Here is a 22,035-nt window from a genome sequence, read left to right as displayed (position 1 = left end):
CGACACATTTCTCTGGGTGCCTTTTTAGGTGGAGAATGCGGGTATATGGAGGCCTAACCCAAACTTTAAGGTAAAGAAAATGGCAGATTACAACGTAAGCATGCGCGACCTTCTTCAAGCAGGCGCACACTTCGGTCACCAAACACGTTTTTGGAATCCAAAAATGCGCGAATACATCTTCGGCGCGCGCAACAAAATTCACATCATCAACCTTGAGCACACTGTTCCTGCGTTAAATGATGCTTTGAACTTTGCTAACAACTTGGCTAGCAAAAAGAACAAAGTTTTGTTCGTTGGTACAAAACGTGCAGCTTCTGCAATCATCCGTGAACAAGCTCAACGTGCAGGTCAACCATATGTTGATCACCGCTGGTTGGGTGGTATGTTGACTAACTGGAAAACTCTTCGCCAGTCAATCAACCGTCTAAAAGACCTTCAAACTCAATCTACTGACGGTACTTTCGCTAAACTTACTAAACGTGAAGCTTTAGAACGTACTCGTGAGATGGAAAAACTTGAACGCGCTCTTGGCGGCGTTAAAAACATGGGTGGTTTACCTGACGCATTATTCGTAATCGATGTTGATCACGAAGCAATTGCAATTAAAGAAGCTAAAAACCTTGGTATTCCTGTTATCGGTATCGTTGATACAAACTCTAACCCAGACAACGTAGACTACGTTATCCCTGGTAACGACGATGCGATCCGTGCAGTTACTCTTTACGCTTCTGCTATGGCTGATGCGATTCTTGCTGGTAAAGAATATGCTCAATCACAAGCAAATGCACAAGCTAAAGGCGAAGAAGCTCCTGCTTCTGAGGCTTAATGCGTTTGACGTAAGCTTGTCATTTTTGCGACACGTGATGGTGGCAAAGTAAGCGTCATGTATGCAGACGGCCCAAGAGACAGCTCTGGGCCGTTTCTGTTCTAAAAAGAATTCATTTTCTACCGTATTTAGGAGATTAACATGACTGCAGTTACAGCAAGCATGGTTAAAGAATTGCGCGATCGTACTGGTCTTGCAATGATGGAATGTAAAAAAGCATTAACAGAAGCGGGCGGTGACATCGAATTAGCGATCGACAACCTTCGTAAATCTGGTCAAGCTAAAGCTGCTAAAAAAGCGGGTAACATTGCTGCTGACGGCGCGATCACTATCGCTCAAGAAGGCAACAAAGCAATCCTTGTAGAAGTTAACTGTCAAACTGACTTCGTTGCTAAAGACGAAAACTTTGCTGGTTTCTCTGCTAAAGTTGCTGCTGCTGCGCTTGCTGCTGGTGTAACTGACGTTGCTCAAATTGCTGAATTGAAACTTGAAGATGGTGCTACTGTAGAAGAAGCTCGTATCGCGCTTGTTCAAAAAATCGGTGAAAACATCCAAGTGCGTCGTGCTCAAATCGTTGAAGGCGACAACCTTGCAGTTTACAAACACGGTTTAAAAATCGGTGTTGTAGTTGCATACGCTGGTGATGCTGAAACTGGTAAAGGTTTGGCTATGCACATCGCTGCATTCAACCCAGTTGCTGTAAACGAAGCTGGCGTTTCTGCTGAACTTATCGCTAAAGAAAAAGAAATTGCTGAAGCGAAAGCAATTGAATCTGGTAAACCAGCAAACATCGTTGAAAAAATGGTAACTGGTTCAGTTCAGAAATACTTGAACGAAGTTGTTCTTGAGAACCAAATGTACGTTATCGACAACGATAAGAAAGTTGCAGAAGTTCTTAAAGCAACTGGTACTACTGTTGCTAACTTCGTACGTTTCGAAGTTGGTGAAGGTATTGAGAAAAAAGCTGAACTTTCTTTCGCTGAAGAAGTCGCTGCTGCTCAAGCTGCTGCAAAATAATCTCTGATTATTTGTAGAAAAAAGCCCTCGTTTTAGAGGGCTTTTTTTATGGCTGTAGCTTTACTGATTTCAAAGCTATTTAAACTTTATATTGTGTACATTGTTGTTCACAGATTCTATTTTTATCCATATTAATGACTATAATGAGTTGAAAATTTAGATTTAAACTATCTTATGGCAAACAAAACAAATTTAACCATCGGCGGAATTATTGTTGCGCTTACAGCCGCTTATTTCGGAATCGATTTACAACAACAAAAAACTGCACCAGTTCAGACGACAGCGGAACAAAACGCACAGCCACAAATAGAATCAGTACAACCTGCAGATGCTCAACAAAAAGGGCAGAGTGCTGAAGATGTTATTGCGCATGCATTTAAAAATAAACTCAGTAATGTTCAGGTTGAGGGTACAGGTCAAGTGAAAGCGGTACTTCGAGATGATAATGAAGGTAGTCGCCATCAAAAGTTCATTTTGAACTTAAATAATGGTCAAACCCTTTTAGTTGCACATAATATCGATCTAGCCCCACGAATTGATAACTTGCAAAAAGGCGATACAGTTCAATTTTACGGTGAATATGAATATTCAGATCAGGGGGGTGTGATGCACTGGACACATCACGATCCGAATGGACGTCATCAGGATGGTTGGTTAAAGCATCAAGGTAAAACCTATCAATAAAAATCACGTAGTCATTTTTAACTTTAGTCATTTAAATGATCATGATTCAGATGAAGCTATCAACATAAAATTGGATTAACCATATTGAGTAAAAGCCAGTGTTTAAACACTGACTTTTTGGTCGTATAAATAGAAAAAATGATTGGAAATACCAGAGATAAATACACCTATAAACAATAGGGTTTTAAGCATCGAATATGAAGAAAACCGATCTGGAATAACTGAAAAAGAGATCCATGAAATTAATCGTGCTCTAAATGCTCTTTATTTGCGATTTATGGCGTATTTTCCAATTACCAAGTACTTTACCTGAAAATGTATCTAAACACCAAATAGGGCCAATGAGGAGGAATTGGAGATCTTTGAAAAAAGAGGGCTTTTTACCTTCAATTTTATGGCCATAAAATTGACCAATCCATGCGAATACAAAGAGTGCGATATAAAAGCCGTATCCAACTGGTAACACCCAAATTAGCCATGCCATGATTAACGTTAACGCGGCCATTGCAACAGCAAGTACAATGTCTAAACGTGCGTAAAAGATAAATGCTAAGGCAAGTAAGACAGCAGTAAGTAGCGCGCTAAAATGCGCCAATATGCCAACGATTGAAAAATAAATCGTGGGTACGCAAATCTAGTGAATCATTTTATTGGTTTTATTTTGATGACTTTCGCTGTATTCATCAAACCATTCGTTGATTGTTTTCATGATAGTCCTTAATCATGGGGAAGGACTCCAATATAAACAAGAATGCGGGAAGGGTCAAAATCAGGATTACTGATGATTTGAAAGACTAAGAGGCTTCAAATAAAAAACCACGCTAGGCGTGGTCTGTTAAATGCAGTCACTTCATTGGAGAATTAAGAATTTGGACCGTCTACGCGTTCAATGCTCACATTTGCAGTACCCGCATTGGTAATACCCAATTGCTTAGCAGCGCCATAAGATAAATCAAGAACACGGTTGCCATGGAATGGACCACGGTCATTTACTTTCACCACGACGCTTTTACCATTATTGCGATTGGTAACACGAATAAAGCAATTAAGTGGCAGGCTACGATGTGCTGCTGTAAGTGCGTTCATGTCAAAAGTTTCACCACTTGCTGTTTTACGACCGTGGAATTGACGACCGTACCAAGAAGCAGTACCTGTTTGAGTGAACTTACGAACAGTATTCGATGCAACAGTATTTAACTTTTCAATCACTGAAGGCTCATCTTCAGGAATTTCGATTTTAGCAGCGATTGTTTGACGACGAATTTTATCGCCAGAACGCTCAGTGATTGAAAGGCTACTTAAATTCGTAAAGTTTGAATTGAAGCTTTGAGCTTCTTTATTCAATACACGAGCTGCAAGACGAGAGTTGTCATTATCATGATTGAATGATGATGACTGAACCATCTCAGCTTGTGACTGACTTAGCGCAACTGCCGTGGCAACCGCTAAGGCATATTTAATAATTGATGACTGCATTGTTTATCTCCCAATGGCATATTTACTGGTTCAACTAAGTCGCTGATATCCATGTAAACACGTCTGATATTTCACTTTTGCAACTATATTTAACGAGATGGATAATATTCATGCCATCAATAGGCTGTCTAGTGTTTAATTAAAATACTTTGAAAATGTCTAAAAAATTAACAATAGTTGTTTAAAAAATAATCAATAATGTAACAAGTTATGTAAAATGTCGAATAAATGCTCATTTTGGTGAAAATATTTGTTGACTTTTTTGCTCTATAAGAAAAAACCAGTCTTATCGACTGGTAACTTCAGTGCCTAAAAGCCATAGTGCAGTCGCATACATACGGCTTTTGTTATAGGTTGTAATGACCTGAAAATTTGGATAAGTGATGTAATAAATTGGTCCATAACTATCTTGCAATTGGATGACATTGACTAAATCGAGATCATCGATTTTTACCAATGGATTCATAGGGGTTACACCTTGAGCCTTGAGTACACCATAGGGTGTTGGCTGGTTTAAATCCTTTGCAATAATAGCATCTGGGTTGTTTCCGCTATAGCGAGCAGCAAAAGCAATCGGTTGATTACGCTGCCAACCATAATTTGCTAAATAATTTGCAATTGAACCAATGGCATCGACAGCCGAATTACGCAGGTCAACATGACCATTGCCATCGTAGTCCACACCAAATTTTGGAATGTTACTTGGCATAAATTGAGGATAACCCACAGCACCTGCATATGAACCGACGACAGAGTTAGTTGGAATACCATCTTTATATGACCAAGCAATCAGTGCAGCAAGTTCATCTTGGAAATATTGCGCACGGCGTTCATAGCCAAAACCAAGGGTCGCCAAAGCATCACGGGTAATAAAATTACCTTTATTGCTGCCGTAGCCTGTTTCAACACCCAAAATGCCTAAAATCACGGATTGAGGTACACCAAATTGTTGTTCTGCACGATTTAAAGTGTCGGCATATTGATTTTTGAAGCGAACACCGCGTTGAATTGTACTTTCAGCTAAAAAATTGGTTTTATATTGATACCAAGGCTTTGATTCGCCGGGGCGATTCATAATGCTAATAATGTTGGGTAGGTTTTTACTACCTTGCATTGCCCAATCAATTTGACTCTCACTTAAACCATAGGTTTGCATGGTATTTTGTTTAAAAGCTGCATAGGCTGGATGAGATTGGAAGTCGTTAGCCTGACAAAAACTGGTCAGTGAAATTGAACCGGCCATAATGGCAATATGTGATAGTTTTTTATAAAAATTTCGATTTAGCATAAATAAAAAATTTCCAGTTGCTTTAGCGATGAGTATGAACAAAATTTCGAGGGGAAAAGATCCTGAAAATTGTGATGACCTTCTGGTTTCATAGCTCATTAAAGGTAAACGTTACCAATAGCAACTAAGATACCACTGACAGCGCATGCTTTCATAAATAGATATACAAAAAAAGACAAAGCAAAGGATTTTTTCGTAGTTAACATATTGAAAAGTGACATATTCATTTACATAACTTGCAAATATTCACAAATCATTTGAAATATAGATGACTCTAAAACTCATGCGTCATAAAAACGCAGAACGAATAAACTTTATCGCGTTGCGAAATACTGTTTAGAAGCTACAAATTTTGCAAAGTAAAATCCAAAAAACGAAGGGGGCAGGGTTAGAAAAGCACAGGTCTAAAAACATCTATATGCATGTGATGGCGTATTCACCTCATGGGTGTTTTCGCTAACGCTTCAAAGCTGTTGAAAACGTCGCTATATATAGTAGAAATATAGACTGAATGATAAAAAAGAAAGAGATTGAATATTAAAATGGACGCATTGAAATTTAAGCCAAAATGACGGCTCACATTAAAATATGATCTATATTCAGGTTCTTCCTGTTCTTTGTAGATTTTTAAAAATTGTGGATATCAATGTACTGTCTTTCTTTTAATAAAAATCTGTTCAATTCTAGAACTGTGTTTGCATGACTATATAGTCATTGTATCGGGATTCGATTTTATGCGTTTAGCCATAAAAAAACCTAGCCAAAGCTAGGTTTTGACGAAAAGCGAGATTTATTTGTTAAACATCGCATCATGTGCTTCTGCAAGGGCACCTAGCTCTTCTTTGGTTAAATTTGGGAAGATCTTATCAATTGCAATATGAATAGCTTTAATCACAGCAGAAGAACCGATATCGGCTGCTTTACGTTTAATCATGCCTAAATCGAGAGTTTTATTAAAGTCATTCATAAAATGACGCACTGCAGCTTCAGCAAACTGTTTATACAGTTCACCAAAAGCAGCTTTATTGATATCTGCGCCCGATTTAATTTCCGCATAACTGTTCTTAAGGTTAGTGACCAATCCTGCATCTAAGCTCAGACCTACACGATAAGTGCCAGTCGCGTCTTGAAATAAACTTCGTTCTGAAAATTCAATGGATTGTTTCACCACATCATTCGGAGATTTACCCAATAGCTGCTTTAACAATACAGCGACTGTTGATTTGACATAGCCAGCCAGTTTTTCTGCTGTGTCGCGCTTATCGCTTGCAGGAAACAGATGAACAGGAGCTAATATAGTTGCACCAATGATTTCTTCATTAATCAGCAAAGCTGTTTTATCACGTAAAGGATAAAGGGGTTCACTCGAATTTTTTTTCGCGTGACCAGTTTGAATACTGCTTAGAAGTTCCTCAGAAGGAAGAAAACCAAAAAATGGCATCACTAACCTCAATTTTTTTATTGTCGCGCCAATCGAATGGGGCGAGGCATCCATGTTAAATCCGATACACGACAAGGGTTGATATCCAATCCACCACGGCGTGTATAGGCAGCATATACCATCAGCTGACTTGGTTTTAAATGTTGCCAAATATCGGCAAACATTTGCTCCACACATTGTTCATGGAAACCATTATGCTGACGGTAAGAAATAATATAAGCCAGAATACTACGATAACAAGGCTTAGTACCTTTATACCGTATAAATACCGTTCCCCAATCAGGTTGACCCGTGACTGGACAGTTACTTCTTAATAAATGTGAATAAAGTTGAATTTCAACTTCTTCTTGCGCTGCAGCTTCATCTAAAGAGAGTAAAGCTGCATTTGGATGATTTTCTAACTGGGTGGGTTCTAAGTCATCAATACAGATGCCTTGCGGTTTTGAAATTTCAACTTCATCAACATGAAATAGATCAATAGTCACAGCGGCATTGGCTGCAGCAGATAAGTCTTTTTCAACGGTTGCTTTAAACGCTGCCTGAGAATCAAATTTGGTAAAGTTCATACTATTAAAGTAGAGCTTTAAAGATTTCGATTCGATGAGGTTGTCTGAACTTGCAGGCAAAGTTAAACGGCCAATAGCGACTTGAGGCACACCAGAAGCATTTAACCAAGAAATTTCAAAAACATGCCACCAGTCTTTACCTTGGCGGATGCCTTCCACATGGGCATATTGTTCACGTGCAGTGGCACGTGCAATCGGAAACAGAATATCGGGTTGATATTCTGTTGGGTAATTGGTGTCTTTGCCTAAAAGGGATTGTTCTACACTCATTATTCACGCATTCCTGAACCACGAGAAAGTAAATGATACGCCACGCCATAAAGTACAACGCAACATGCAGTAATTACTGTCAGTGAAATGCCGACATTCACATCGCTATGACCCAAAATACCGTAGCGGAATGCATTGACCATATACACGACAGGGTTGATTAAAGAGAGATTTTGCCAAAAAGGACTCAGTGATGAGATGGCATAGAAAACACCGCCTAAATAAGTCAGCGGAGTCAGGACGAAAGTCGGGATAATCGAAATGTCGTCAAAAGATTTTGCATAAACAGCATTAATAAATCCGCCAAGAGAAAACAGTAGCGAAGTAATGAGAACTGTATATATAGTTACGAAGATATTGGTCAGGTGTAATTCAGTAAAAAATAGGCTCATCGCAGTGACAATAAAGCCGACTAAAACACCACGGCAAACACCACCGATCACATAACCCCAAAGCACCATATGTAACGGCACCGGGCTCATGATTAATTCTTCGATGCTTTTTTGAAATTTTGCACTAAAGAAACTGGATGACACATTGGCATAGCTATTGGTGATGACCGCCATCATAATTAAGCCGGGCACGATGAACTGCATATAGCTAAAACCGCCCATTTGCCCAATGCGTGAACCGACTAAATTACCGAAAATCACAAAGTACAAACTCATGGTGATCGCCGGTGGGAGAAGAGTTTGCGGCCAAATACGCATGAAACGGCGAATTTCTTTATACACTAAGGTGTAGAGGGCGATACACAGTTGGTTAAAATTCATTGTGCTGCACCTTCAAGATTTTTTTCGACTATACGGACAAACAGTTCTTCTAGTCGGTTAGATTTATTACGCATACTTCGAACCTGAATACCTTGTGATTCCATGAGTTGGAATAAATCATTTAAGGTATGGGCTTTATCCATAGTGACTTCTAAGGTGACAGGATCTACTAAGTTGAAACGGACACCAATAATTTCTATATGGATCGGTTCAATGGGTTCGGCTAAATCGAAAATAAAGGTTTCTTCATTCAACTGACTGAGGAAACCTTTCATGCTGGTGTCTTCTTTAATCACACCACGATCAATAATTGCGATTCGACGGCACAACATTTCTGCTTCTTCTAAATAGTGTGTCGTTAAAATAATAGACGTACCTTTTTCGTTCATTTCTGTGAGGAAATCCCACATCGAACGGCGTAGTTCAATATCAACACCAGCAGTCGGCTCATCTAAAATCAGCAGTTTAGGTTCATGCATCATGGCACGAGCGATCATTAAACGGCGTTTCATACCGCCCGATAGCATGCGTGCTTGGGTACTGCGTTTTTCCCAAAGGCCAAGCTTTTCTAAATATTCCTCTGCACGATTCTCTGCAATCTTTTTGGGAATGCCGTAATAGCCAGCTTGAGTCACTAAAATATCAAATGTTTTTTCAAATTGACCAAAGTTAAATTCTTGAGGGACAACGCCCAAACACTGCTTTGCATGCGAGGGATGGGTATCTAAATTATGGCCAAAGATTTCAACAGAACCTGAAGTTTTACGGGTAAGTGAACTGATAATACTAATCGTGGTAGATTTTCCTGCACCATTGGGACCTAAAAGTGCATAAAATTCACCTTCGGGTACTGTTAAATCAATACCTTTAAGCGCCTGAAACCCATTTTTATAGGTTTTTGACAGCTGCTTTAACGTTAGTGCATCAGTCATAAATAATTCACTCTATAAATAGTGTGAGTATTGTGCGATATCGGGGCAAATAAACCAAGTAAATCGTATGGAATACTGCATTTTAAAAATAGAACGTTGTATAAAGCTTAAGCAGAAAAATACCTAACATCTATATAGTTGCTTTACCTTACAGTTTTTTTTGTTATGATGTGCGCAATCCAAAATAAGCGCTCATAGCTCAACTGGATAGAGTACAGGTCTCCGAAGCCTGTGGCGTGGGTTCGAGTCCCGCTGAGCGCACCAATACATATTATAAAAACAATAACTTATATACACTTTGGCGTAATATTGGCGTAATCCATATTCCAAACAAGAAAAACCCCGCTATATTTTGCGGGGTCTGCCTGTCTTAATTTTCAAATCTTCCGGTCTTTCACTCAGCCAGTCAGATAGTTTTTTAAGGTTCCATCTTCGACCTTTTGAATTGTCTGTAATGTATCTTGGTTTCGGGAATCCTTTTAAGCAAATAATAGATGCTTTGAAATAAGTGCCCGCATAACCCAAAAAATCTGCCGCCTGTTCATCTGTAAGCCAAATATCCGCAGGAGGCAGAGCAACAACCAAGCTGCCCATATTTGCCATTGCTGTCATTGATTCACCTCCAATCTTTTACCTGCTTTGATTTCTTCGTCGGTGGCGTGCCTGAATTCAACCAAGTTAATCCAGTGACTGCCCATATCATCCTTGGTTATTTGATAGAACTGATATTCAGGTTTATGACTATCCATAACAATCCAATCCCCAACCTCAAAAATATTATGCTGGCGGCGGTATTCTAGAAGCTGTCTATCTAATTCTTGATAGTAAGCTAGCGTTATATCGCAGCTCCCAAGTCTAATTTTAGCCTTCTCATACCCATCCAACTGTTCAATTAGATTCATGACACCTCCTTCAAGCTTTCCACCACATTTCTAGGCAACCCACTCAAATAACAACTAAACAAGTGGTATAGCTCATCCGCATTCATTTCATTTACTTCGATCATTCCACCTATGCCATTTACAACACGCTGACGTGACCAACCACGCATATTGAAAGTGAACTCATTGTCGTAATCGACTGCATTAACAATCGCATTAAACAGTTCAACTTCTTGTGTATCCCAATTTTCAAAGTAGGGCATATCTTTAGATGTGAGGTTGTCAATTTGGAGCTGAGCGAATTGGGGTTTTGTTAATTGAATTTCAGTCATTGGCTGGCTCCTGTGGTTTCGGCGGTTCAGGCAACATTCCCCAGTGACTAATCAAGTCCTGAATAAGCGCTTCGCCTTCAACTGGATCTGAAAATCCAAAAGGTGATTGCCAGTCAGCAGTAATTTGCTCTCCGCTAATAAATATTTGATAGCGACCATCAATACGCGGTGACTGCTTTGTGTAGTCAATCCATTCCGGCACCGCTTGGGCTTTGGCTGCTTGCCAAATTTCAAATGACAACTGAACATATGAGCTGCGATATTTACCATTGCGCATTTCGAAAACTGATGTAAAAGGGCAGTCACTATTTTCAAGGGACTTAACCATATTTTTACAAAAGCTAGTCTTCTGAAACGTAAGCTCAAATTCTTCTCTCTGAATATCCATCACGCCACCTCAACTTTTAAACAATCCACACTTTCTGAGTAGTAGCCATTTGAGTCACCATGCCAACGCAAATCAACATAACCCTTGATTGTTCCAAGCTTGTAGTAAGTCCATGTCTCGGTGCCGTAATCCGCATCCCCGCTTTTTGATGATTCTTCTGCGAGTAGAATTTCTCGACCAATTAAATCCTTAACATCACCAACAACATCAATAAGCTCAACACTTTCACAACAATCTTGCTCATGTCTCAAAACAAATAAATGTGTCTTTGTTAAAACCTGAAATACTTCTTTGTCGTGATAAATATCAACAACATAGTGACCTTTTAATTCCTTAAAATCGCAAGAGTTGTCGTAGCGAAAAAGCCCAACATTTAAATTATGTTTATTAATTAGATTTTCCATCACGCCACCTTTGAGTATTTTTTATAGTCTTTAGCAAAAGACCAAGCCATAGGTTTCTTTCCAAATCCCAACAATTGCTCGCCATTTTGGACTTTAATATGTCTAATTTGATGGACTGAATTATTGTTGATATTTACAGCTAGCTGACCAACCTTAAACATCACGCCACCTTCGCCAAATTATTCATCATCACAGCCTTGCGATACTTGCTCGCCATAGCTAAATGCAAATCCTGAATAAAACCTTTCCCATTGTTGAAATACTGCTTTAGAAAAAGCTCATAACGCTGAGATAGGTATTCGTCCAATTCGTAAAACTCTTTAATTTCGTGACGCTCGAAAGGAATCACGCTGCGTTTCACACCATCGCTAAATTGCTTTTTCACAATCATGGCGTTTTTCTTGAGTTCAATTTTGTGACCGCCACGATCTAGCCATTCGATAAAGGCGGGTGAAATACTGTTTGGTAGTTTCATGCTGCCACCTTACTTAATCGCAAGCTTTTTAGTGCGCACAAATTCCACACCTTCAATTTTTGCACCTTCTTTAAAAGCTAATTTCAGCGCATTCTTATTCACAGTAGTGGTGGTTTTCGTGGCCTTGAATTGAGAAGGAATAGCATCCTCATCCTTAACAACAACCGAGATAGGGTTTTCACGAATTTTTACAGATAATAAAGAGTCTTTAATTTCTAGCTTCCCAAAATTCTCCATCTGCCACATCAATAAGCCAGATAGATTTGCATAGGCGTTGCTAATATTTTTCCGCTTATTGGTTAGGCGCAGAATTTCCGAGTCAATCATCACCTCATCTTTAGACAATTGATTGAGGTACTTGGCAACATTAACTGCCTTGTTCTCCCAATCTTCTTCTTGAGCAACCATTTGCTCAAGAAGCTCTTGCACACGCTCATCATCAGCACTAATACCCTCATCCAATAGATCTTGGATTTTTTCAACAGTGTCACCAAGAGCAGAGCCGAAGTCATATAAAGTAGTCATTATGCTGTTCCTTGTTGCTGAGTGAGATTGGTTTTACGAGAGCTGCAAGCACTTATGATTTCAGCCTCGCACTCAGTGCCCTTGAATTGCGAGTAAATAATTCCAAGTTCGGCAATGTCGTTTGTTGAATTGATTCGAGATAGAGCTTCAGAAAAAGCCTCTTGTAATGCTTCTTCTTGACTCTTTCCGTCATTCAACCAAGCAACAAGCTTTTCACCAGTTTCGCGCGTGATAATTTCACCATCAGTGTTGAATAGCTTAGTGCGGTCTTTTGTTGGTGTAACAAAGTGATTATCATGAACAACATCAAGAGCAACAGTTAATTCATACTCGTAACCATCACGCTGTTCAGCCTTCATCCCTAATTTCACAATCTTTTTGCCTTCACCTTGTACGGTTTCGGTTTTTGCACGGGTGGTTGTGATGATGTGCATATCGGTCTGTAGGATTGCATCAATAAAACGACGGTGCCGCGGGGTGGTATCTGACCAAGCAGACCATGTATTGCCTTTAAATTTAGTGCGGGCAGTCATGTCATTAATTTCCAAGCATCCACCGGTACCAATCCATTCATGCGAGGCGCTATCTATAATCAAAACCTCATACCCCATGTTGTAAGCTGCCAAAATAGCACCTGCAAAACGCTCAGGAGTGTAAGGGGGGCGCAAAGGCAAGGTATCAAACTTAAAATCGTTTGCGTACAAACTTGCTGACTCATTTTCCGTGTCAATCAAAGCAATTTTAGAAGATATTCCGCTTGCCATTAGGAGTGCCGAGTAAGTTTTGCCTGAACCGCTTGGGCCGTTTAAGTTGAGCTTTAGTTTTGCTTTTTTACGTTCAGCTTTTTGAAAAGAGAACGACTCGTTAGTTTGATTATTCATCCGTAAATCTCCTCCGCCATATCTTCCGCAACGTAATTAGCCTGCTGTTCAGATTCCTTCAAAAACTGCTCTTCACACCAGTATCCAATCAGCTTGTTCAGCGTGCTTAACTGCTCAGGAAGTAAGACAAATTCATTGCCTTCTTTGGTTGCCACAGCATCAGTTTTCATTACAGTTACCAGCGTGTTTTCAATTGCTTTAAAAGCAGGGATATCGATTTCATGGCAGTTCTGTGGATTTGAATCACCAACTGCAAAACCTTGTGTGCACTCAAGTAATGGCATGCTGCATTCGATAGACGCATCACTGATAAAGTCGAAGCGATACTGAAGCGTGAATTCAACCTTGCCGCCTTGAACAACAATGTCTTCAGCCACTTCAAAATCAGGGAAGACAGGGGCAAGGATTAAAGTGTTAGCTTTGATGTTCATTGATCACCTCGCAAAATCGCAGCGTTAATCTTTTGAATCTCATAACGATCAACATAGGCATTCACAGTCTTGTCAAAATGCACCACGTTCAGAATGTCCAGAAACTCGACTGAGCCATCATCAAGCTTGTACTCAACATAAATGTTGTAATCTTTAGCTTTGACAATAGCGACACAGGTTTCAATGCAAGCACGGTTAAGCACTTCGTATTTTTGAGCGGTGATAATCACTTGATGACTATCATCAGCAACCTTGGCAGGCTGGAAAGCGTAAGCTACTACTATCCCCGCGCTGATTGATGCTGCAATGATTGCAGACTTGAGAATATTGAATTTAGTTGTCATAATGACCTCGTTGTGTTGAAGCCTGTTTGATGTGAGAGTCGGCAGGCTTTTTTGTGTTTACGAGGTTTATGTTCGGTTAATCGAACAATAAAGTCAACACTTTTGTTCGGAAAATATAAAAATAATTCGATTATATGAACTTTTGATTTTTGATAGACAAAATAAAACCCGCTATTAATGCGGGTTCTCAAATATATTCATTTTAATTAGATAGGTTGAATTTTTTAGCTGGTCTGAACGATCCAACATATTTACCAACAAGAGTGCAATTCTCTTTTAATGGAATTATTTGCTCACTCCAATTTGGATTAAGTGGTTTTAAGTAATACCCATTTGATTCAACAATCAAAGCCTTAAATGTGGCTTCACCATCACAACTAACCACAACCATTTCGCCAGTTTGAATATCCTCTAGACACCAGTCAGGGTCGATGCAAATTTTCTCACCTTCTTCAAAGTGCGGGGCATTGCTCAAGCCGCGAACACTTAAATAAAAACTTCGTTTCCCTGCGCCTGGCACCAAAGGGAGTTTTTCACACTCTTCTAAATTACTAATTGATTCCATATCAGTCCAACTACCCGCCTGCACCCAAGATATTACTGGCGCATAACCCACTGTCGCAATTGGACTTATATCGATGCTTGGCTCAGCGCGACTATTTATGTCGTCGTCTTTTCCTGATAACAGCCAAGTTGTAGATGTTTTTAGAGCAACCGCAAGGGATTCCAAATATTTTGCACTCGGAGCATTTGCCCCACTAAACCATCCAGAAACCGTGCCGCGACCAGCACCAGTGGCGCGGATAATATCAGCTTGGCTCACATTCAGCTCCAAACTCCGTCTGTTTAGGCGATCCGTAATAGTTTCCATATCAATCCCTCAAGTTATGTTCGGAATTATGAACAAATTTATTGACAGTTACCCGAACAAGTGGTTCAATTAATCGAACTCATTTTGTTCGGGAAATTGAATATGCAAGTTAAAGACCTGCGAGATTTTTACGGAGTTAAAAACAACTCTCAGCTCGCAAAAGAAATCAATCGTGGTCGGTCAACAATTCACGGTTGGGAGATTGATGGTATTCCACCAAAAACCCAAGCAGTCCTTGAGCTTTTAACAAAAGGCAAAGTAAAGGCTGATCGAAAACAACTATGCGCATAAGGACGAGCATTACACATGGGAGTCGATGATTTGAAAGAAGCAATCGAAAAAGGGTATTTGGGCGGGAAATACACCGTTCCGAAAACCATCAAATTTACACATGAAATGCTTGATGCAATCGCTGTTGCCAGTGAAACCAATGAGCAAGATACGTGTAGCTGGATGCGTGAGGTCATAGCGAAAGCTCTACTTGCTGAGGATGCTAAGTATGAGCGTATGGCAAGAGCGCGTAATCGGTCAAAGTGTACTTCGGGCACTTTGGTACACCAAAAAGAAAGCCCAGTAGTTGGAGCTACTGAGCTTGATGTTCAAAACTTTGGAGGTCAATGAACAATGAATATGTTAGCACAATTTTCACAGAACCAAAAAGCCATTGAAATTGATGGCGCTGTCATTCGTCAAGATCAGTTTGGTCGCTACTGCCTAAATGATTTACACAAGGCAAGTGGTGGTGAGCGTAAAAATCAACCGCAATATTTTCTTGAAAACAAGCAAACACAAGACTTAATACAAGAACTGATCGATACAGGAATTCCTGTATCGCCTATTGATGTTATTCGTGGCGGCTTAGAGCAAGGCACGTATGTTGTTAAGCAAATTGTTTACGCCTATGCAATGTGGATTAGTGCGGCTTTCAATCTAAAAGTTATCAATACTTTTGACGCTGTTGCTACTGGCGCAATGCAACCACAAATCACCACCCCGCAAGATTATCTGTCAGCACTTAAAGCCTTGGTTGTATCTGAAGAACAAAAGCAGCTTGCAATCCAAGAGCGCGACCACGCCATCGCCACCAAAGCCGAAATCGGTAGTCGTCGCGAAGCAACTGCAATGGGCCGCTTGTCTGCAAAAGTCAAAGAAGTTGAAAAGCTTAAAACCCAACTCGATAGCTCTACAGGCTTCGCAACCATTAAAAAAGTTCAGGCTCTTACTGGTGGCACGTATGACACATACGAACTTCGACGCTATAGCAAAACCAATCGCTTAGAAATCCAAAAAGCCGAAGATGCCAACTATGGCAGCGTGAACTCATACCACAAAGACGCATGGTTAGCGGTTTACAACATCAATCTTTCATCAATCGGTGGTGCAGTATGAACCACCTAACCCGCCAATTCATCGACCAGTACGACAGAGAGCATCCAGACTTTGCATCTCACTATTGCCCGGTTGCCGATCTGTATGACGCTGATCTGGATATGTTTCACATTGAAGAAGTACAGGATGAATACGAAGAATTTAAACAAGGGGGAGATTGTGAGTAATTTCATTGTTAATGCCTTCATGCTCCCTAACGCCTGTATTGATGGTGGAACTTTGGCTGAATTTAAGGGTGCGCCTTTATCTGTGTATATCTACCTTGTAAGACGTACACGCGGCTGGGGTGTTGATACTCGCGCAATTAGTATTGCTGAATTTGAGCGCAGCACTGGCTATAAAAAAGATGCTGTTATTGCTGCATTACGCTTGCTTGAAGATAAGGGGATTATTGAGGCGGCACGTAAATACAAGTCGGTTACTGAATACAAATTGTGTGATGGGATTCTCGACTCTGAAAAACAGAATCAAGAGCCTGAAGTCGGAAAAACCGACAAGAAAGATAGCAATCTTGTCGGAAAAACAGAATCCAATCTTGTCGGAAAAACCGCATCTATTAAAACAACTTCTTTTAAAGCAAATTTAAAACAAGGGGTGTACTCAGAAGACTTTGAAAAATTCTGGGAAGCATATCCACGTTGTAAACGTAAATCAGACAAGTCTGGAACATTTAAAACTTTTGAGAAATACAAATCAGTTGTGACTACTGAAACATTAGTCAAAATTCTAAATGCTCAAAAACAAGATCAGTCTTGGATTAAGCAAGATGGTGAATTTATTCCAGCACCAACTGCATGGTTAAACCAAAAGAATTGGGAGAACGATTACTGGACAACTCAAGCACCAGTATTTTGTCAAGCAACACCAGCACCTAAAAACCTTAAAACAGTAAAAGGAGCTTGGTAATGTCTGACATTCACAATATCGCAATCGAACAATGTGTTCTTGCTGCATTGATGACAGTTCAAAACTCTTATGAAACTGTGGCAGGTGATTTAACTCAAGACTGCTTCTTCTCAACAAAGCATCAAGAGATTTTTAAAGCAATTTCAGAATTGGCTGACACTGGAAAACCTTATGACGCTGTACTGGTTGAGCAAAAGTTAAATCAAAGCAAATCATTGATTGATGCTTCTGACTACCTGATGACGATCATGTCTGAATCACCATCAAGTTTTTACAACTTGGGTAGCTATGTATCTGAACTCAACAAACTGAAATCACACCGCAAGGTTGAGGAAATCGGCAAGAAGATTGCCATGATTGCTCATGACCTAAATCTTGATGATGTCTTTGCTGAAGCAGAGGGCTTATTTAGTGGATCAGACAATCAGGATCAGAATAACTTGGGCGCAAGTTTTGAGGATTCAATTGATAGTGCTTTGAAAAAGATGATCGAAAAAGCCGAAGCAATGGCACAAGGTAAGCCATCAGGTGTGAGATTTAATCTTCCTACTTTGGATAACCTGATTGGTACAGTACAAAAAGGCCACTTGTGTGTTGTTGGTGGTAGACCAGGTTCGGGTAAATCAACTTTAGCTCAAATGTTGGCTTTAGACACAGCACTTAAAAACAAGGGTGTGTTGTTTGTGTCGGCTGAGATGGATAAAGAAACTCTAGCCAATCGCATGATTAGCGCACTGAGCTTCATTCCTTACGATGAATTGCACAACGCTCGTATGTCATCAGGTGTGATGAAGTCATTCACGGATGCGCAAGCTGCCTATGCAAAGCTGCCAATTTGGATCGAACCAAAGCAAAAGCCAACATTAAGCGAAGTTCGTACCTATGTGCGCAAGGCAGAGCGCCGCTACAAGAAGATAGGACTTGGATGCATCGTTATTGACTACTTGCAACTTCTTCGCAATCCAAGCCAAAGAGACCGCATTCAAGAGGTGGCATCCATCAGTCGTGAACTCAAATCAATGGCGAAAGAATTTGAATGCCCTGTGATTGCATTGGTCCAATTAAACCGTGATGCAGACAAAGGTTCGCGTCCTAAGAGTTCAGACATTAAAGAATCGGGTCAGATTGAACAGGATGCAGACCAGATTGTTTTATTACACCCAAAGCTGCAATCAGAGGATTTGATGCCTACTGGTGTGACTGAGGTGTTGGTGACTAAAAATCGTCATGGCAAGAAAGGAATTGTGTTGGTTCAAGATCAATTGGGTGTGTGTCGTTTTGCAAGTGTGGCTCAAGAGCAAGTAGGAGGTGGGGTGTGAATGAAATACTAAACCAACGCATCCAAGCCGTTCAAGTTGGCAAAGACATCACGCATGCACAGTTGGTTGCCAAGCGTAATTTGCGTGAAGAACTTGAAACCGAAATGGAGAAGTATTTAGCGCGTGGCGGGCAGATCAAGCAGGTTGAGCAAAAACAATACGAGGCAAAGCACGGCACAAATACCCAGTACACAAATATGGGGTGTCGTTGCAAGAAGTGCCATGCGTGGGCGTTAAAGGCGAAAAAGGTGAAAACTGGGGAGATTAGACTGTGAAAAAGCGCAATAAGAAATATAACCCGAACAAGCTTGCTCAGATTAGAGGGTTAAAAGATGCTCAATTACAGTCGAATTGGAAAGCCTTAGATGTGCTGTATGAGTTCCAGATGGATTTTATTGTTGAGCATGTGAACGGCGCGATTAACAAATATGCAGAAGAAAATAACTTGCCTGATGATGCCTATGTGCCTGCGCATGTGACGGTTGGCGCTTATGGAGAACAGGATTTGATTATCGCGCTCAAACAGCAATTGATTAAAACTCCTGAATCATGGGAGATCGGCATTGACTCACATTTCTACAATCTGGAAACAGACGAAATGCGGACAATACCATTTTCCCTAAATCTACCATCAATGACACATGCAGAGTTGATGGGTGGCTGCGATGCAAAAGTGGTTGTGGTTGATGGCATCAAGACGGTCGGTGGCGAATGGAGTGGATTGCAAAAAGAAATGATTAATCATTGGGAGAAACAAGGTATTCCCGATGGATTTGAATTAGTGCAGTCGCAAGTCCGAATGATTGCACAAGCCCACTTTAAAGATTTTATATTTTACTGCCAATTCCAAACATATTTGAGTCTGCGCGATGCAGGCAAATTAATCAAGGCGCTTGAAAAAGAGGAAAAGCAGTGGTCATTGGTTAATAAACGCGGAGTTGCAGCATGAACCTAACAATCGAACAAATGCGGGAAATTGTGGCGGGTGTGCCTGAAAACTCACAGGTTGTTATACCTTGCTTAGATGGTGTGATGTATTTTGCTCAAAGAAAGGATGGTAAGTGGTTTCGATACAGCGACGGCTATCAAAAGTGGCTTGAATATTGGGGTAAGTGTGACCCAATGGATTTAGCTATCAAGCTTGACGCAATTCGCGCAGCCATCGCAGACCACGATCGCACTGACCGTGTATCAGACATTCGTAATCATATAGCGCCAACGACGAGGGTGATTGAGGGATGAGTTTGAATAAAAAACAGCGTGAAGCACTTAAACAGAAGTTTGGCGGCCACTGCGCTTACTGCGGTTGTGAGTTGGGTGATAAGTGGCATGCAGATCACATTGAGGCGGTTAAGCGGGACATTATCCACGTTGGCGGTGGGAAGTTAATTTCAGGAGAAATGACTCGACCACACTTGGACACTATCGACAACATGAATCCAGCATGTGTGCCTTGTAATTCCAATAAATCATCAATGTCGCTTAACCATTGGCGCAACCTTTTGACTCATTACCGCGACGTTCAATTGCTTCGTGATAGCACACATGCGCGGCATCTGCATCGCTTTGGATTGATTGAAATCAAACAAGATCCGATAGTGTTCTTTTTTGAGACTTGGCGAGGTACCAATGACTAAATACAACAACAAGAAGGTGGTGCTTAACGGCATCACTTTCGATAGTCAGAAAGAGGCAAGGCGTTATCGGGATTTATCACTGTTGGAGCGTGCAGGAGAAATCGAGAGCTTAGAACTGCAAAAGGCTTTCATTTTGGCTGAGTCGGTCAAGTTTGAAAGTGAGCCAAGACGCAAGCCAGCAGTGAAGTATGTCGCAGATTTTGTTTATCAGGAAAAGGGGCAACTGGTCGTTGAGGATGTCAAAAGCAAAATGACGCGAAGCTTGCCAGTTTACCGCTTGAAAAAGCACTTAATGAAATCGGTTCATGGTTTAGAGATTAGAGAAATTTAGGGGAATAGGGATGAATACAGCGCTAAAAACACACGTGATGGATTGGTCAAAATACACAGTCGAAGAATGGTTGAATCAGTATGGCGCATACATCCAAATATGCAGAATGAAGTCGGGAAATGCGCCTGATCATATGGGTATTAATCAGATTTACTGGTTGATCTGCGAGAACAATAAAGACTACGGTAGTCGCAAAAACCAAATCACATGCAGTATTTCGGATGATGAAGCCGAAGAAATACGAAAGCTGATTATTGATATTCAATTTTCAGATCGGATTTGTCGGTCAGCAAAGGTGGCGGTGAAGTTGTTTATTGAGAAGAATGTGCGAGGGTTGTCACTTGATCAGATGGTGCGTGAATTCACTTTAAGCCGCAGCTCAATCAATAACATGATTTATGCAGGGAAGTTTTATTTAGCAGGGCATGATAAAAGACTGAAAATTGATTAAATAACTTGCGTTTAAATGTAAATATGCTATTTTGTGTTAAGTGGTCGAAGTGTTAGTTAAGCACTTGATCGGAAAGAAGCTCACAGAAATGTGGGCTTTTTGCGTTTTGGCGGTTCCTATTAATTTCTAGTGGTTTTTAAATTGATTACCGCCACCCAGATTACTGACATTATTTCGGCATGTTTTAGCTAAAAAATAAAATAAATCATTGCTTTTAATAAATAAATTACTGACAAAATTACTGACATTATTTCAGACAGATTTAGTTATTTTTAGTTATTTCGATTTGCAATGAAATAAGGAGAACAAAATGCTCCAATTTTTAAAATGCTTATTCGGTTTTCATGGCGCGGTTGAGATTGATCACACGATTGATGGTGATGAGATAAAGGTTTGTCGTAGTTGTTTGAAAGAGATTGATTCACCCTCGTCACTTCGGTGGCATTCGCCGAACGTATTACGGCACATAAGGCCCTGCTCAATTCTGGAGATTTGAGTGGGGTTTTTCTTTTCTTATTGGTGATTCCATGACAGACAAAGTACAAGCGAAACAAGACTTAGAATTTTGCAGTGCTGAGCTGTCAAAGTATCAGAATCTGAGTCGCACTGGTTTGACGCGGTCAGAGATGTTAACGATTGACGGCATCATGATTAAGCTGAAAGAGCGAATTAAAAATTTACGTGAAGCATTGTATGCGTGATTCAAAGCGACTCGCAGCAATCAGAAAGCTGCCGTGTATTCGATGCGGTAATCCAGACTCACAAGCGGCTCATTCAAATAGCGCGAAGCATGGTAAGGGTAGAGGGATAAAAGCAGATGATTCGTTTACAGTTCCTTTGTGTCACGTGTGCCATTCTGATTTTGATCAATACAAGTTGGGCAACCGAGAGCAAAGTGAAGCCATGTTTGAGAAGTGGCTAGTCAAAACTGAGTTGATGATGGGTAAAAGGGATGAAGAATACTTTTAAACTCGAACCCGCCACATTCGTTATTAAGTCATTTGAAGAAGTAGGTAAAGCAATTGCCTACATGCACAAGCATCATGCGAATGCTTTAAGTGATGGCAAGCCTTTAGTTGTTCGGATCAATCAAAAAGAAGATGACCGGAGTAAAGCACAGAATCGTTTATTGCATATGTGGTTTGGTCAATTGGCTAAGCATACTGGTGATGAGCCTGAAACAATTAAGTATGAGAT

35 protein-coding genes, 1 tRNA gene and 2 pseudogenes are annotated in these 22,035 nt (G+C 40.4%); 19 read left to right on the top strand and 19 right to left on the bottom strand.

Annotated elements, in window-relative coordinates; genetic code table 11:
• Positions 1–79 precede the first annotated feature (79 nt).
• The 3 genes from rpsB (at position 80) to FTU12_RS14480 (ending at position 2,527) form a co-directional block, all read left to right on the top strand.
• Positions 80–826, top strand: coding sequence for a 30S ribosomal protein S2 (rpsB, locus tag FTU12_RS14490; protein ID WP_078190314.1), 747 nt, complete (start codon positions 80–82; stop codon positions 824–826).
• Between the two features lie 141 nt (positions 827–967).
• The gene (gene tsf / locus FTU12_RS14485; RefSeq protein WP_078190313.1) at positions 968–1,843 is read left to right on the top strand and encodes a translation elongation factor Ts; all 876 of its coding nucleotides are present in this window, start codon (positions 968–970) and stop codon (positions 1,841–1,843) included.
• Between the two features lie 174 nt (positions 1,844–2,017).
• Complete coding sequence (locus FTU12_RS14480) at positions 2,018–2,527, top strand: DUF3465 domain-containing protein (RefSeq protein ID WP_180114765.1); 510 nt, start codon at positions 2,018–2,020, stop codon at positions 2,525–2,527.
• A 253-nt stretch (positions 2,528–2,780) separates the two neighbouring features.
• On the opposite strand, the pseudogene FTU12_RS14475 reads toward FTU12_RS14480, so the two are convergent.
• The 7 genes and pseudogenes from FTU12_RS14475 to FTU12_RS14445 form a co-directional block, all read right to left on the bottom strand.
• Positions 2,781–3,236, bottom strand: a pseudogene (locus FTU12_RS14475) (DUF962 domain-containing protein).
• 152 nt (positions 3,237–3,388) lie between these two features.
• Complete coding sequence (locus FTU12_RS14470) at positions 3,389–4,003, bottom strand: septal ring lytic transglycosylase RlpA family protein (RefSeq protein WP_180114763.1); 615 nt, start codon at positions 4,001–4,003, stop codon at positions 3,389–3,391.
• A 286-nt stretch (positions 4,004–4,289) separates the two neighbouring features.
• Complete coding sequence (mltB, locus tag FTU12_RS14465) at positions 4,290–5,291, bottom strand: lytic murein transglycosylase B (RefSeq protein WP_180114761.1); 1,002 nt, start codon at positions 5,289–5,291, stop codon at positions 4,290–4,292.
• A gap of 790 nt (positions 5,292–6,081) precedes the next feature.
• Positions 6,082–6,732: a hypothetical protein gene (locus tag FTU12_RS14460; RefSeq protein ID WP_180114760.1), complete on the bottom strand. Its 651-nt coding sequence runs from the start codon at positions 6,730–6,732 to the stop codon at positions 6,082–6,084.
• A 17-nt stretch (positions 6,733–6,749) separates the two neighbouring features.
• Complete coding sequence (gene queF / locus FTU12_RS14455) at positions 6,750–7,568, bottom strand: NADPH-dependent 7-cyano-7-deazaguanine reductase QueF (RefSeq protein WP_180114758.1); 819 nt, start codon at positions 7,566–7,568, stop codon at positions 6,750–6,752.
• Positions 7,568–8,341 (bottom strand): ABC transporter permease, encoded by a 774-nt coding sequence (locus FTU12_RS14450; protein WP_078190306.1) that lies wholly within the window; start codon positions 8,339–8,341, stop codon positions 7,568–7,570. Before FTU12_RS14450 ends, queF begins: the two co-directional genes overlap by 1 nt.
• On the bottom strand, positions 8,338–9,273 hold the full coding sequence (locus FTU12_RS14445; protein WP_180114756.1) for an ABC transporter ATP-binding protein: 936 nt from the start codon (positions 9,271–9,273) through the stop codon (positions 8,338–8,340). Before FTU12_RS14445 ends, FTU12_RS14450 begins: the two co-directional genes overlap by 4 nt.
• Before the next feature lie 188 nt (positions 9,274–9,461).
• On the opposite strand from FTU12_RS14445, the gene FTU12_RS14440 reads away from it, so the two are divergent.
• A tRNA-Arg gene (locus tag FTU12_RS14440) sits at positions 9,462–9,537 on the top strand.
• A gap of 81 nt (positions 9,538–9,618) precedes the next feature.
• On the opposite strand, the gene FTU12_RS14435 is transcribed toward FTU12_RS14440, so the two are convergent.
• The 12 genes from FTU12_RS14435 to FTU12_RS14380 form a co-directional block, all read right to left on the bottom strand.
• Complete coding sequence (locus FTU12_RS14435) at positions 9,619–9,885, bottom strand: hypothetical protein (protein WP_180114754.1); 267 nt, start codon at positions 9,883–9,885, stop codon at positions 9,619–9,621.
• Entirely contained in the window at positions 9,882–10,175 is a 294-nt protein-coding gene (locus FTU12_RS14430) for a hypothetical protein (RefSeq protein WP_180114752.1), read from the bottom strand. The genes FTU12_RS14435 and FTU12_RS14430 overlap by 4 nt, the downstream gene beginning before the upstream one ends.
• The gene (locus FTU12_RS14425) at positions 10,172–10,486 is read right to left on the bottom strand and encodes a hypothetical protein (protein WP_180114751.1); all 315 of its coding nucleotides are present in this window, start codon (positions 10,484–10,486) and stop codon (positions 10,172–10,174) included. Before FTU12_RS14425 ends, FTU12_RS14430 begins: the two co-directional genes overlap by 4 nt.
• Positions 10,479–10,763: a hypothetical protein gene (locus FTU12_RS14420; RefSeq protein WP_180114749.1), complete on the bottom strand. Its 285-nt coding sequence runs from the start codon at positions 10,761–10,763 to the stop codon at positions 10,479–10,481. Before FTU12_RS14420 ends, FTU12_RS14425 begins: the two co-directional genes overlap by 8 nt.
• Positions 10,764–10,873: 110 nt before the next feature.
• Entirely contained in the window at positions 10,874–11,278 is a 405-nt protein-coding gene (locus FTU12_RS14415) for a hypothetical protein (protein ID WP_180114747.1), read from the bottom strand.
• Positions 11,278–11,439 (bottom strand): hypothetical protein, encoded by a 162-nt coding sequence (locus tag FTU12_RS14410; RefSeq protein WP_180114745.1) that lies wholly within the window; start codon positions 11,437–11,439, stop codon positions 11,278–11,280. The genes FTU12_RS14415 and FTU12_RS14410 overlap by 1 nt, the downstream gene beginning before the upstream one ends.
• Positions 11,439–11,753, bottom strand: coding sequence for a hypothetical protein (locus FTU12_RS14405; RefSeq protein ID WP_019836581.1), 315 nt, complete (start codon positions 11,751–11,753; stop codon positions 11,439–11,441). Before FTU12_RS14405 ends, FTU12_RS14410 begins: the two co-directional genes overlap by 1 nt.
• A gap of 9 nt (positions 11,754–11,762) precedes the next feature.
• Positions 11,763–12,278, bottom strand: coding sequence for a siphovirus Gp157 family protein (locus FTU12_RS14400; RefSeq protein WP_180114743.1), 516 nt, complete (start codon positions 12,276–12,278; stop codon positions 11,763–11,765).
• Positions 12,278–13,159, bottom strand: a complete 882-nt coding sequence (locus FTU12_RS14395) for an ATP-binding protein (RefSeq protein ID WP_180114741.1) — start codon at positions 13,157–13,159, stop codon at positions 12,278–12,280. The genes FTU12_RS14400 and FTU12_RS14395 overlap by 1 nt, the downstream gene beginning before the upstream one ends.
• Positions 13,156–13,590: a hypothetical protein gene (locus FTU12_RS14390; protein ID WP_180114739.1), complete on the bottom strand. Its 435-nt coding sequence runs from the start codon at positions 13,588–13,590 to the stop codon at positions 13,156–13,158. The genes FTU12_RS14395 and FTU12_RS14390 overlap by 4 nt, the downstream gene beginning before the upstream one ends.
• Positions 13,587–13,934 carry a hypothetical protein gene (locus FTU12_RS14385; RefSeq protein ID WP_180114737.1) on the bottom strand — a complete coding sequence of 116 codons (348 nt, stop codon included), beginning with the start codon at positions 13,932–13,934 and terminating at the stop codon, positions 13,587–13,589. The genes FTU12_RS14390 and FTU12_RS14385 overlap by 4 nt, the downstream gene beginning before the upstream one ends.
• 202 nt (positions 13,935–14,136) lie before the next feature.
• Positions 14,137–14,757, bottom strand: a complete 621-nt coding sequence (locus FTU12_RS14380) for a LexA family protein (RefSeq protein ID WP_373684167.1) — start codon at positions 14,755–14,757, stop codon at positions 14,137–14,139.
• Between the two features lie 150 nt (positions 14,758–14,907).
• On the opposite strand from FTU12_RS14380, the gene FTU12_RS14375 reads away from it, so the two are divergent.
• From FTU12_RS14375 to FTU12_RS14300, 15 genes and pseudogenes are all read left to right on the top strand, one after another.
• Positions 14,908–15,096: a hypothetical protein gene (locus tag FTU12_RS14375; protein ID WP_104472656.1), complete on the top strand. Its 189-nt coding sequence runs from the start codon at positions 14,908–14,910 to the stop codon at positions 15,094–15,096.
• Positions 15,097–15,111: 15 nt separating this feature from the next.
• Positions 15,112–15,426, top strand: a complete 315-nt coding sequence (locus FTU12_RS14370) for a hypothetical protein (RefSeq protein ID WP_180114733.1) — start codon at positions 15,112–15,114, stop codon at positions 15,424–15,426.
• 3 nt (positions 15,427–15,429) lie between these two features.
• Positions 15,430–16,194, top strand: coding sequence for a KilA-N domain-containing protein (locus FTU12_RS16560; RefSeq protein WP_257227327.1), 765 nt, complete (start codon positions 15,430–15,432; stop codon positions 16,192–16,194).
• Positions 16,191–16,361: a hypothetical protein gene (locus FTU12_RS14355; protein WP_180114731.1), complete on the top strand. Its 171-nt coding sequence runs from the start codon at positions 16,191–16,193 to the stop codon at positions 16,359–16,361. Before FTU12_RS16560 ends, FTU12_RS14355 begins: the two co-directional genes overlap by 4 nt.
• Complete coding sequence (locus tag FTU12_RS14350) at positions 16,321–17,100, top strand: hypothetical protein (protein ID WP_218955961.1); 780 nt, start codon at positions 16,321–16,323, stop codon at positions 17,098–17,100. Before FTU12_RS14355 ends, FTU12_RS14350 begins: the two co-directional genes overlap by 41 nt.
• Positions 17,100–18,419, top strand: a complete 1,320-nt coding sequence (locus FTU12_RS14345; protein WP_180114729.1) for a DnaB-like helicase C-terminal domain-containing protein — start codon at positions 17,100–17,102, stop codon at positions 18,417–18,419. Before FTU12_RS14350 ends, FTU12_RS14345 begins: the two co-directional genes overlap by 1 nt.
• The gene (locus FTU12_RS14340; protein ID WP_180114727.1) at positions 18,416–18,694 is read left to right on the top strand and encodes a hypothetical protein; all 279 of its coding nucleotides are present in this window, start codon (positions 18,416–18,418) and stop codon (positions 18,692–18,694) included. The genes FTU12_RS14345 and FTU12_RS14340 overlap by 4 nt, the downstream gene beginning before the upstream one ends.
• Positions 18,691–19,368 (top strand): hypothetical protein, encoded by a 678-nt coding sequence (locus tag FTU12_RS14335; protein ID WP_180114725.1) that lies wholly within the window; start codon positions 18,691–18,693, stop codon positions 19,366–19,368. The genes FTU12_RS14340 and FTU12_RS14335 overlap by 4 nt, the downstream gene beginning before the upstream one ends.
• Complete coding sequence (locus tag FTU12_RS14330; RefSeq protein WP_180114723.1) at positions 19,365–19,661, top strand: hypothetical protein; 297 nt, start codon at positions 19,365–19,367, stop codon at positions 19,659–19,661. The genes FTU12_RS14335 and FTU12_RS14330 overlap by 4 nt, the downstream gene beginning before the upstream one ends.
• Positions 19,658–20,056: an HNH endonuclease gene (locus FTU12_RS14325; protein ID WP_180114722.1), complete on the top strand. Its 399-nt coding sequence runs from the start codon at positions 19,658–19,660 to the stop codon at positions 20,054–20,056. The genes FTU12_RS14330 and FTU12_RS14325 overlap by 4 nt, the downstream gene beginning before the upstream one ends.
• Positions 20,049–20,387 (top strand): DUF1064 domain-containing protein, encoded by a 339-nt coding sequence (locus FTU12_RS14320; protein ID WP_180114720.1) that lies wholly within the window; start codon positions 20,049–20,051, stop codon positions 20,385–20,387. Before FTU12_RS14325 ends, FTU12_RS14320 begins: the two co-directional genes overlap by 8 nt.
• Before the next feature lie 10 nt (positions 20,388–20,397).
• On the top strand, positions 20,398–20,838 hold the full coding sequence (locus FTU12_RS14315) for a hypothetical protein (protein ID WP_180114718.1): 441 nt from the start codon (positions 20,398–20,400) through the stop codon (positions 20,836–20,838).
• Between the two features lie 527 nt (positions 20,839–21,365).
• Positions 21,366–21,539, top strand: a complete 174-nt coding sequence (locus FTU12_RS14310) for a hypothetical protein (RefSeq protein ID WP_180114716.1) — start codon at positions 21,366–21,368, stop codon at positions 21,537–21,539.
• Positions 21,532–21,807 carry a DUF968 domain-containing protein gene (locus FTU12_RS14305; protein ID WP_180114714.1) on the top strand — a complete coding sequence of 92 codons (276 nt, stop codon included), beginning with the start codon at positions 21,532–21,534 and terminating at the stop codon, positions 21,805–21,807. Before FTU12_RS14310 ends, FTU12_RS14305 begins: the two co-directional genes overlap by 8 nt.
• A pseudogene (locus tag FTU12_RS14300) lies at positions 21,791–22,035 on the top strand (hypothetical protein); the annotation flags it as partial. The gene FTU12_RS14305 and the pseudogene FTU12_RS14300, both read left to right, overlap by 17 nt.

The organism is Acinetobacter sp. YH12063 (assembly GCF_013419715.1).
Lineage (GTDB): Bacteria > Pseudomonadota > Gammaproteobacteria > Pseudomonadales > Moraxellaceae > Acinetobacter > Acinetobacter amyesii.
The sequence above is the reverse complement of the archived record's forward strand: the minus strand, read 5'-3'. Positions and strand labels throughout refer to the sequence as shown.

Coding starts and splice junctions, on each gene's coding strand:
- FTU12_RS14410 (WP_180114745.1), bottom strand. CDS start 11,439: ATGTTTAAGGTTGGTCAGCTAGCTGTAAATATCAACAATAATTCAGTC.
- tsf (WP_078190313.1), top strand. CDS start 968: ATGACTGCAGTTACAGCAAGCATGGTTAAAGAATTGCGCGATCGTACT.
- FTU12_RS14350 (WP_218955961.1), top strand. CDS start 16,321: ATGAATACGAAGAATTTAAACAAGGGGGAGATTGTGAGTAATTTCATT.
- FTU12_RS14405 (WP_019836581.1), bottom strand. CDS start 11,753: ATGAAACTACCAAACAGTATTTCACCCGCCTTTATCGAATGGCTAGAT.
- FTU12_RS14470 (WP_180114763.1), bottom strand. CDS start 4,003: ATGCAGTCATCAATTATTAAATATGCCTTAGCGGTTGCCACGGCAGTT.
- FTU12_RS14325 (WP_180114722.1), top strand. CDS start 19,658: ATGAGTTTGAATAAAAAACAGCGTGAAGCACTTAAACAGAAGTTTGGC.
- FTU12_RS14395 (WP_180114741.1), bottom strand. CDS start 13,159: ATGAATAATCAAACTAACGAGTCGTTCTCTTTTCAAAAAGCTGAACGT.
- FTU12_RS14480 (WP_180114765.1), top strand. CDS start 2,018: ATGGCAAACAAAACAAATTTAACCATCGGCGGAATTATTGTTGCGCTT.
- FTU12_RS14330 (WP_180114723.1), top strand. CDS start 19,365: ATGAACCTAACAATCGAACAAATGCGGGAAATTGTGGCGGGTGTGCCT.
- FTU12_RS14400 (WP_180114743.1), bottom strand. CDS start 12,278: ATGACTACTTTATATGACTTCGGCTCTGCTCTTGGTGACACTGTTGAA.
- FTU12_RS16560 (WP_257227327.1), top strand. CDS start 15,430: ATGAATATGTTAGCACAATTTTCACAGAACCAAAAAGCCATTGAAATT.
- FTU12_RS14345 (WP_180114729.1), top strand. CDS start 17,100: ATGTCTGACATTCACAATATCGCAATCGAACAATGTGTTCTTGCTGCA.
- FTU12_RS14370 (WP_180114733.1), top strand. CDS start 15,112: ATGGGAGTCGATGATTTGAAAGAAGCAATCGAAAAAGGGTATTTGGGC.
- FTU12_RS14420 (WP_180114749.1), bottom strand. CDS start 10,763: ATGCGCAATGGTAAATATCGCAGCTCATATGTTCAGTTGTCATTTGAA.
- FTU12_RS14460 (WP_180114760.1), bottom strand. CDS start 6,732: ATGCCATTTTTTGGTTTTCTTCCTTCTGAGGAACTTCTAAGCAGTATT.
- FTU12_RS14445 (WP_180114756.1), bottom strand. CDS start 9,273: ATGACTGATGCACTAACGTTAAAGCAGCTGTCAAAAACCTATAAAAAT.
- FTU12_RS14315 (WP_180114718.1), top strand. CDS start 20,398: ATGAATACAGCGCTAAAAACACACGTGATGGATTGGTCAAAATACACA.
- FTU12_RS14385 (WP_180114737.1), bottom strand. CDS start 13,934: ATGACAACTAAATTCAATATTCTCAAGTCTGCAATCATTGCAGCATCA.
- FTU12_RS14305 (WP_180114714.1), top strand. CDS start 21,532: ATGCGTGATTCAAAGCGACTCGCAGCAATCAGAAAGCTGCCGTGTATT.
- queF (WP_180114758.1), bottom strand. CDS start 7,568: ATGAGTGTAGAACAATCCCTTTTAGGCAAAGACACCAATTACCCAACA.
- FTU12_RS14415 (WP_180114747.1), bottom strand. CDS start 11,278: ATGGAAAATCTAATTAATAAACATAATTTAAATGTTGGGCTTTTTCGC.
- FTU12_RS14430 (WP_180114752.1), bottom strand. CDS start 10,175: ATGAATCTAATTGAACAGTTGGATGGGTATGAGAAGGCTAAAATTAGA.
- FTU12_RS14435 (WP_180114754.1), bottom strand. CDS start 9,885: ATGACAGCAATGGCAAATATGGGCAGCTTGGTTGTTGCTCTGCCTCCT.
- FTU12_RS14320 (WP_180114720.1), top strand. CDS start 20,049: ATGACTAAATACAACAACAAGAAGGTGGTGCTTAACGGCATCACTTTC.
- FTU12_RS14390 (WP_180114739.1), bottom strand. CDS start 13,590: ATGAACATCAAAGCTAACACTTTAATCCTTGCCCCTGTCTTCCCTGAT.
- FTU12_RS14425 (WP_180114751.1), bottom strand. CDS start 10,486: ATGACTGAAATTCAATTAACAAAACCCCAATTCGCTCAGCTCCAAATT.
- rpsB (WP_078190314.1), top strand. CDS start 80: ATGGCAGATTACAACGTAAGCATGCGCGACCTTCTTCAAGCAGGCGCA.
- FTU12_RS14375 (WP_104472656.1), top strand. CDS start 14,908: ATGCAAGTTAAAGACCTGCGAGATTTTTACGGAGTTAAAAACAACTCT.
- FTU12_RS14310 (WP_180114716.1), top strand. CDS start 21,366: ATGACAGACAAAGTACAAGCGAAACAAGACTTAGAATTTTGCAGTGCT.
- FTU12_RS14355 (WP_180114731.1), top strand. CDS start 16,191: ATGAACCACCTAACCCGCCAATTCATCGACCAGTACGACAGAGAGCAT.
- FTU12_RS14450 (WP_078190306.1), bottom strand. CDS start 8,341: ATGAATTTTAACCAACTGTGTATCGCCCTCTACACCTTAGTGTATAAA.
- mltB (WP_180114761.1), bottom strand. CDS start 5,291: ATGCTAAATCGAAATTTTTATAAAAAACTATCACATATTGCCATTATG.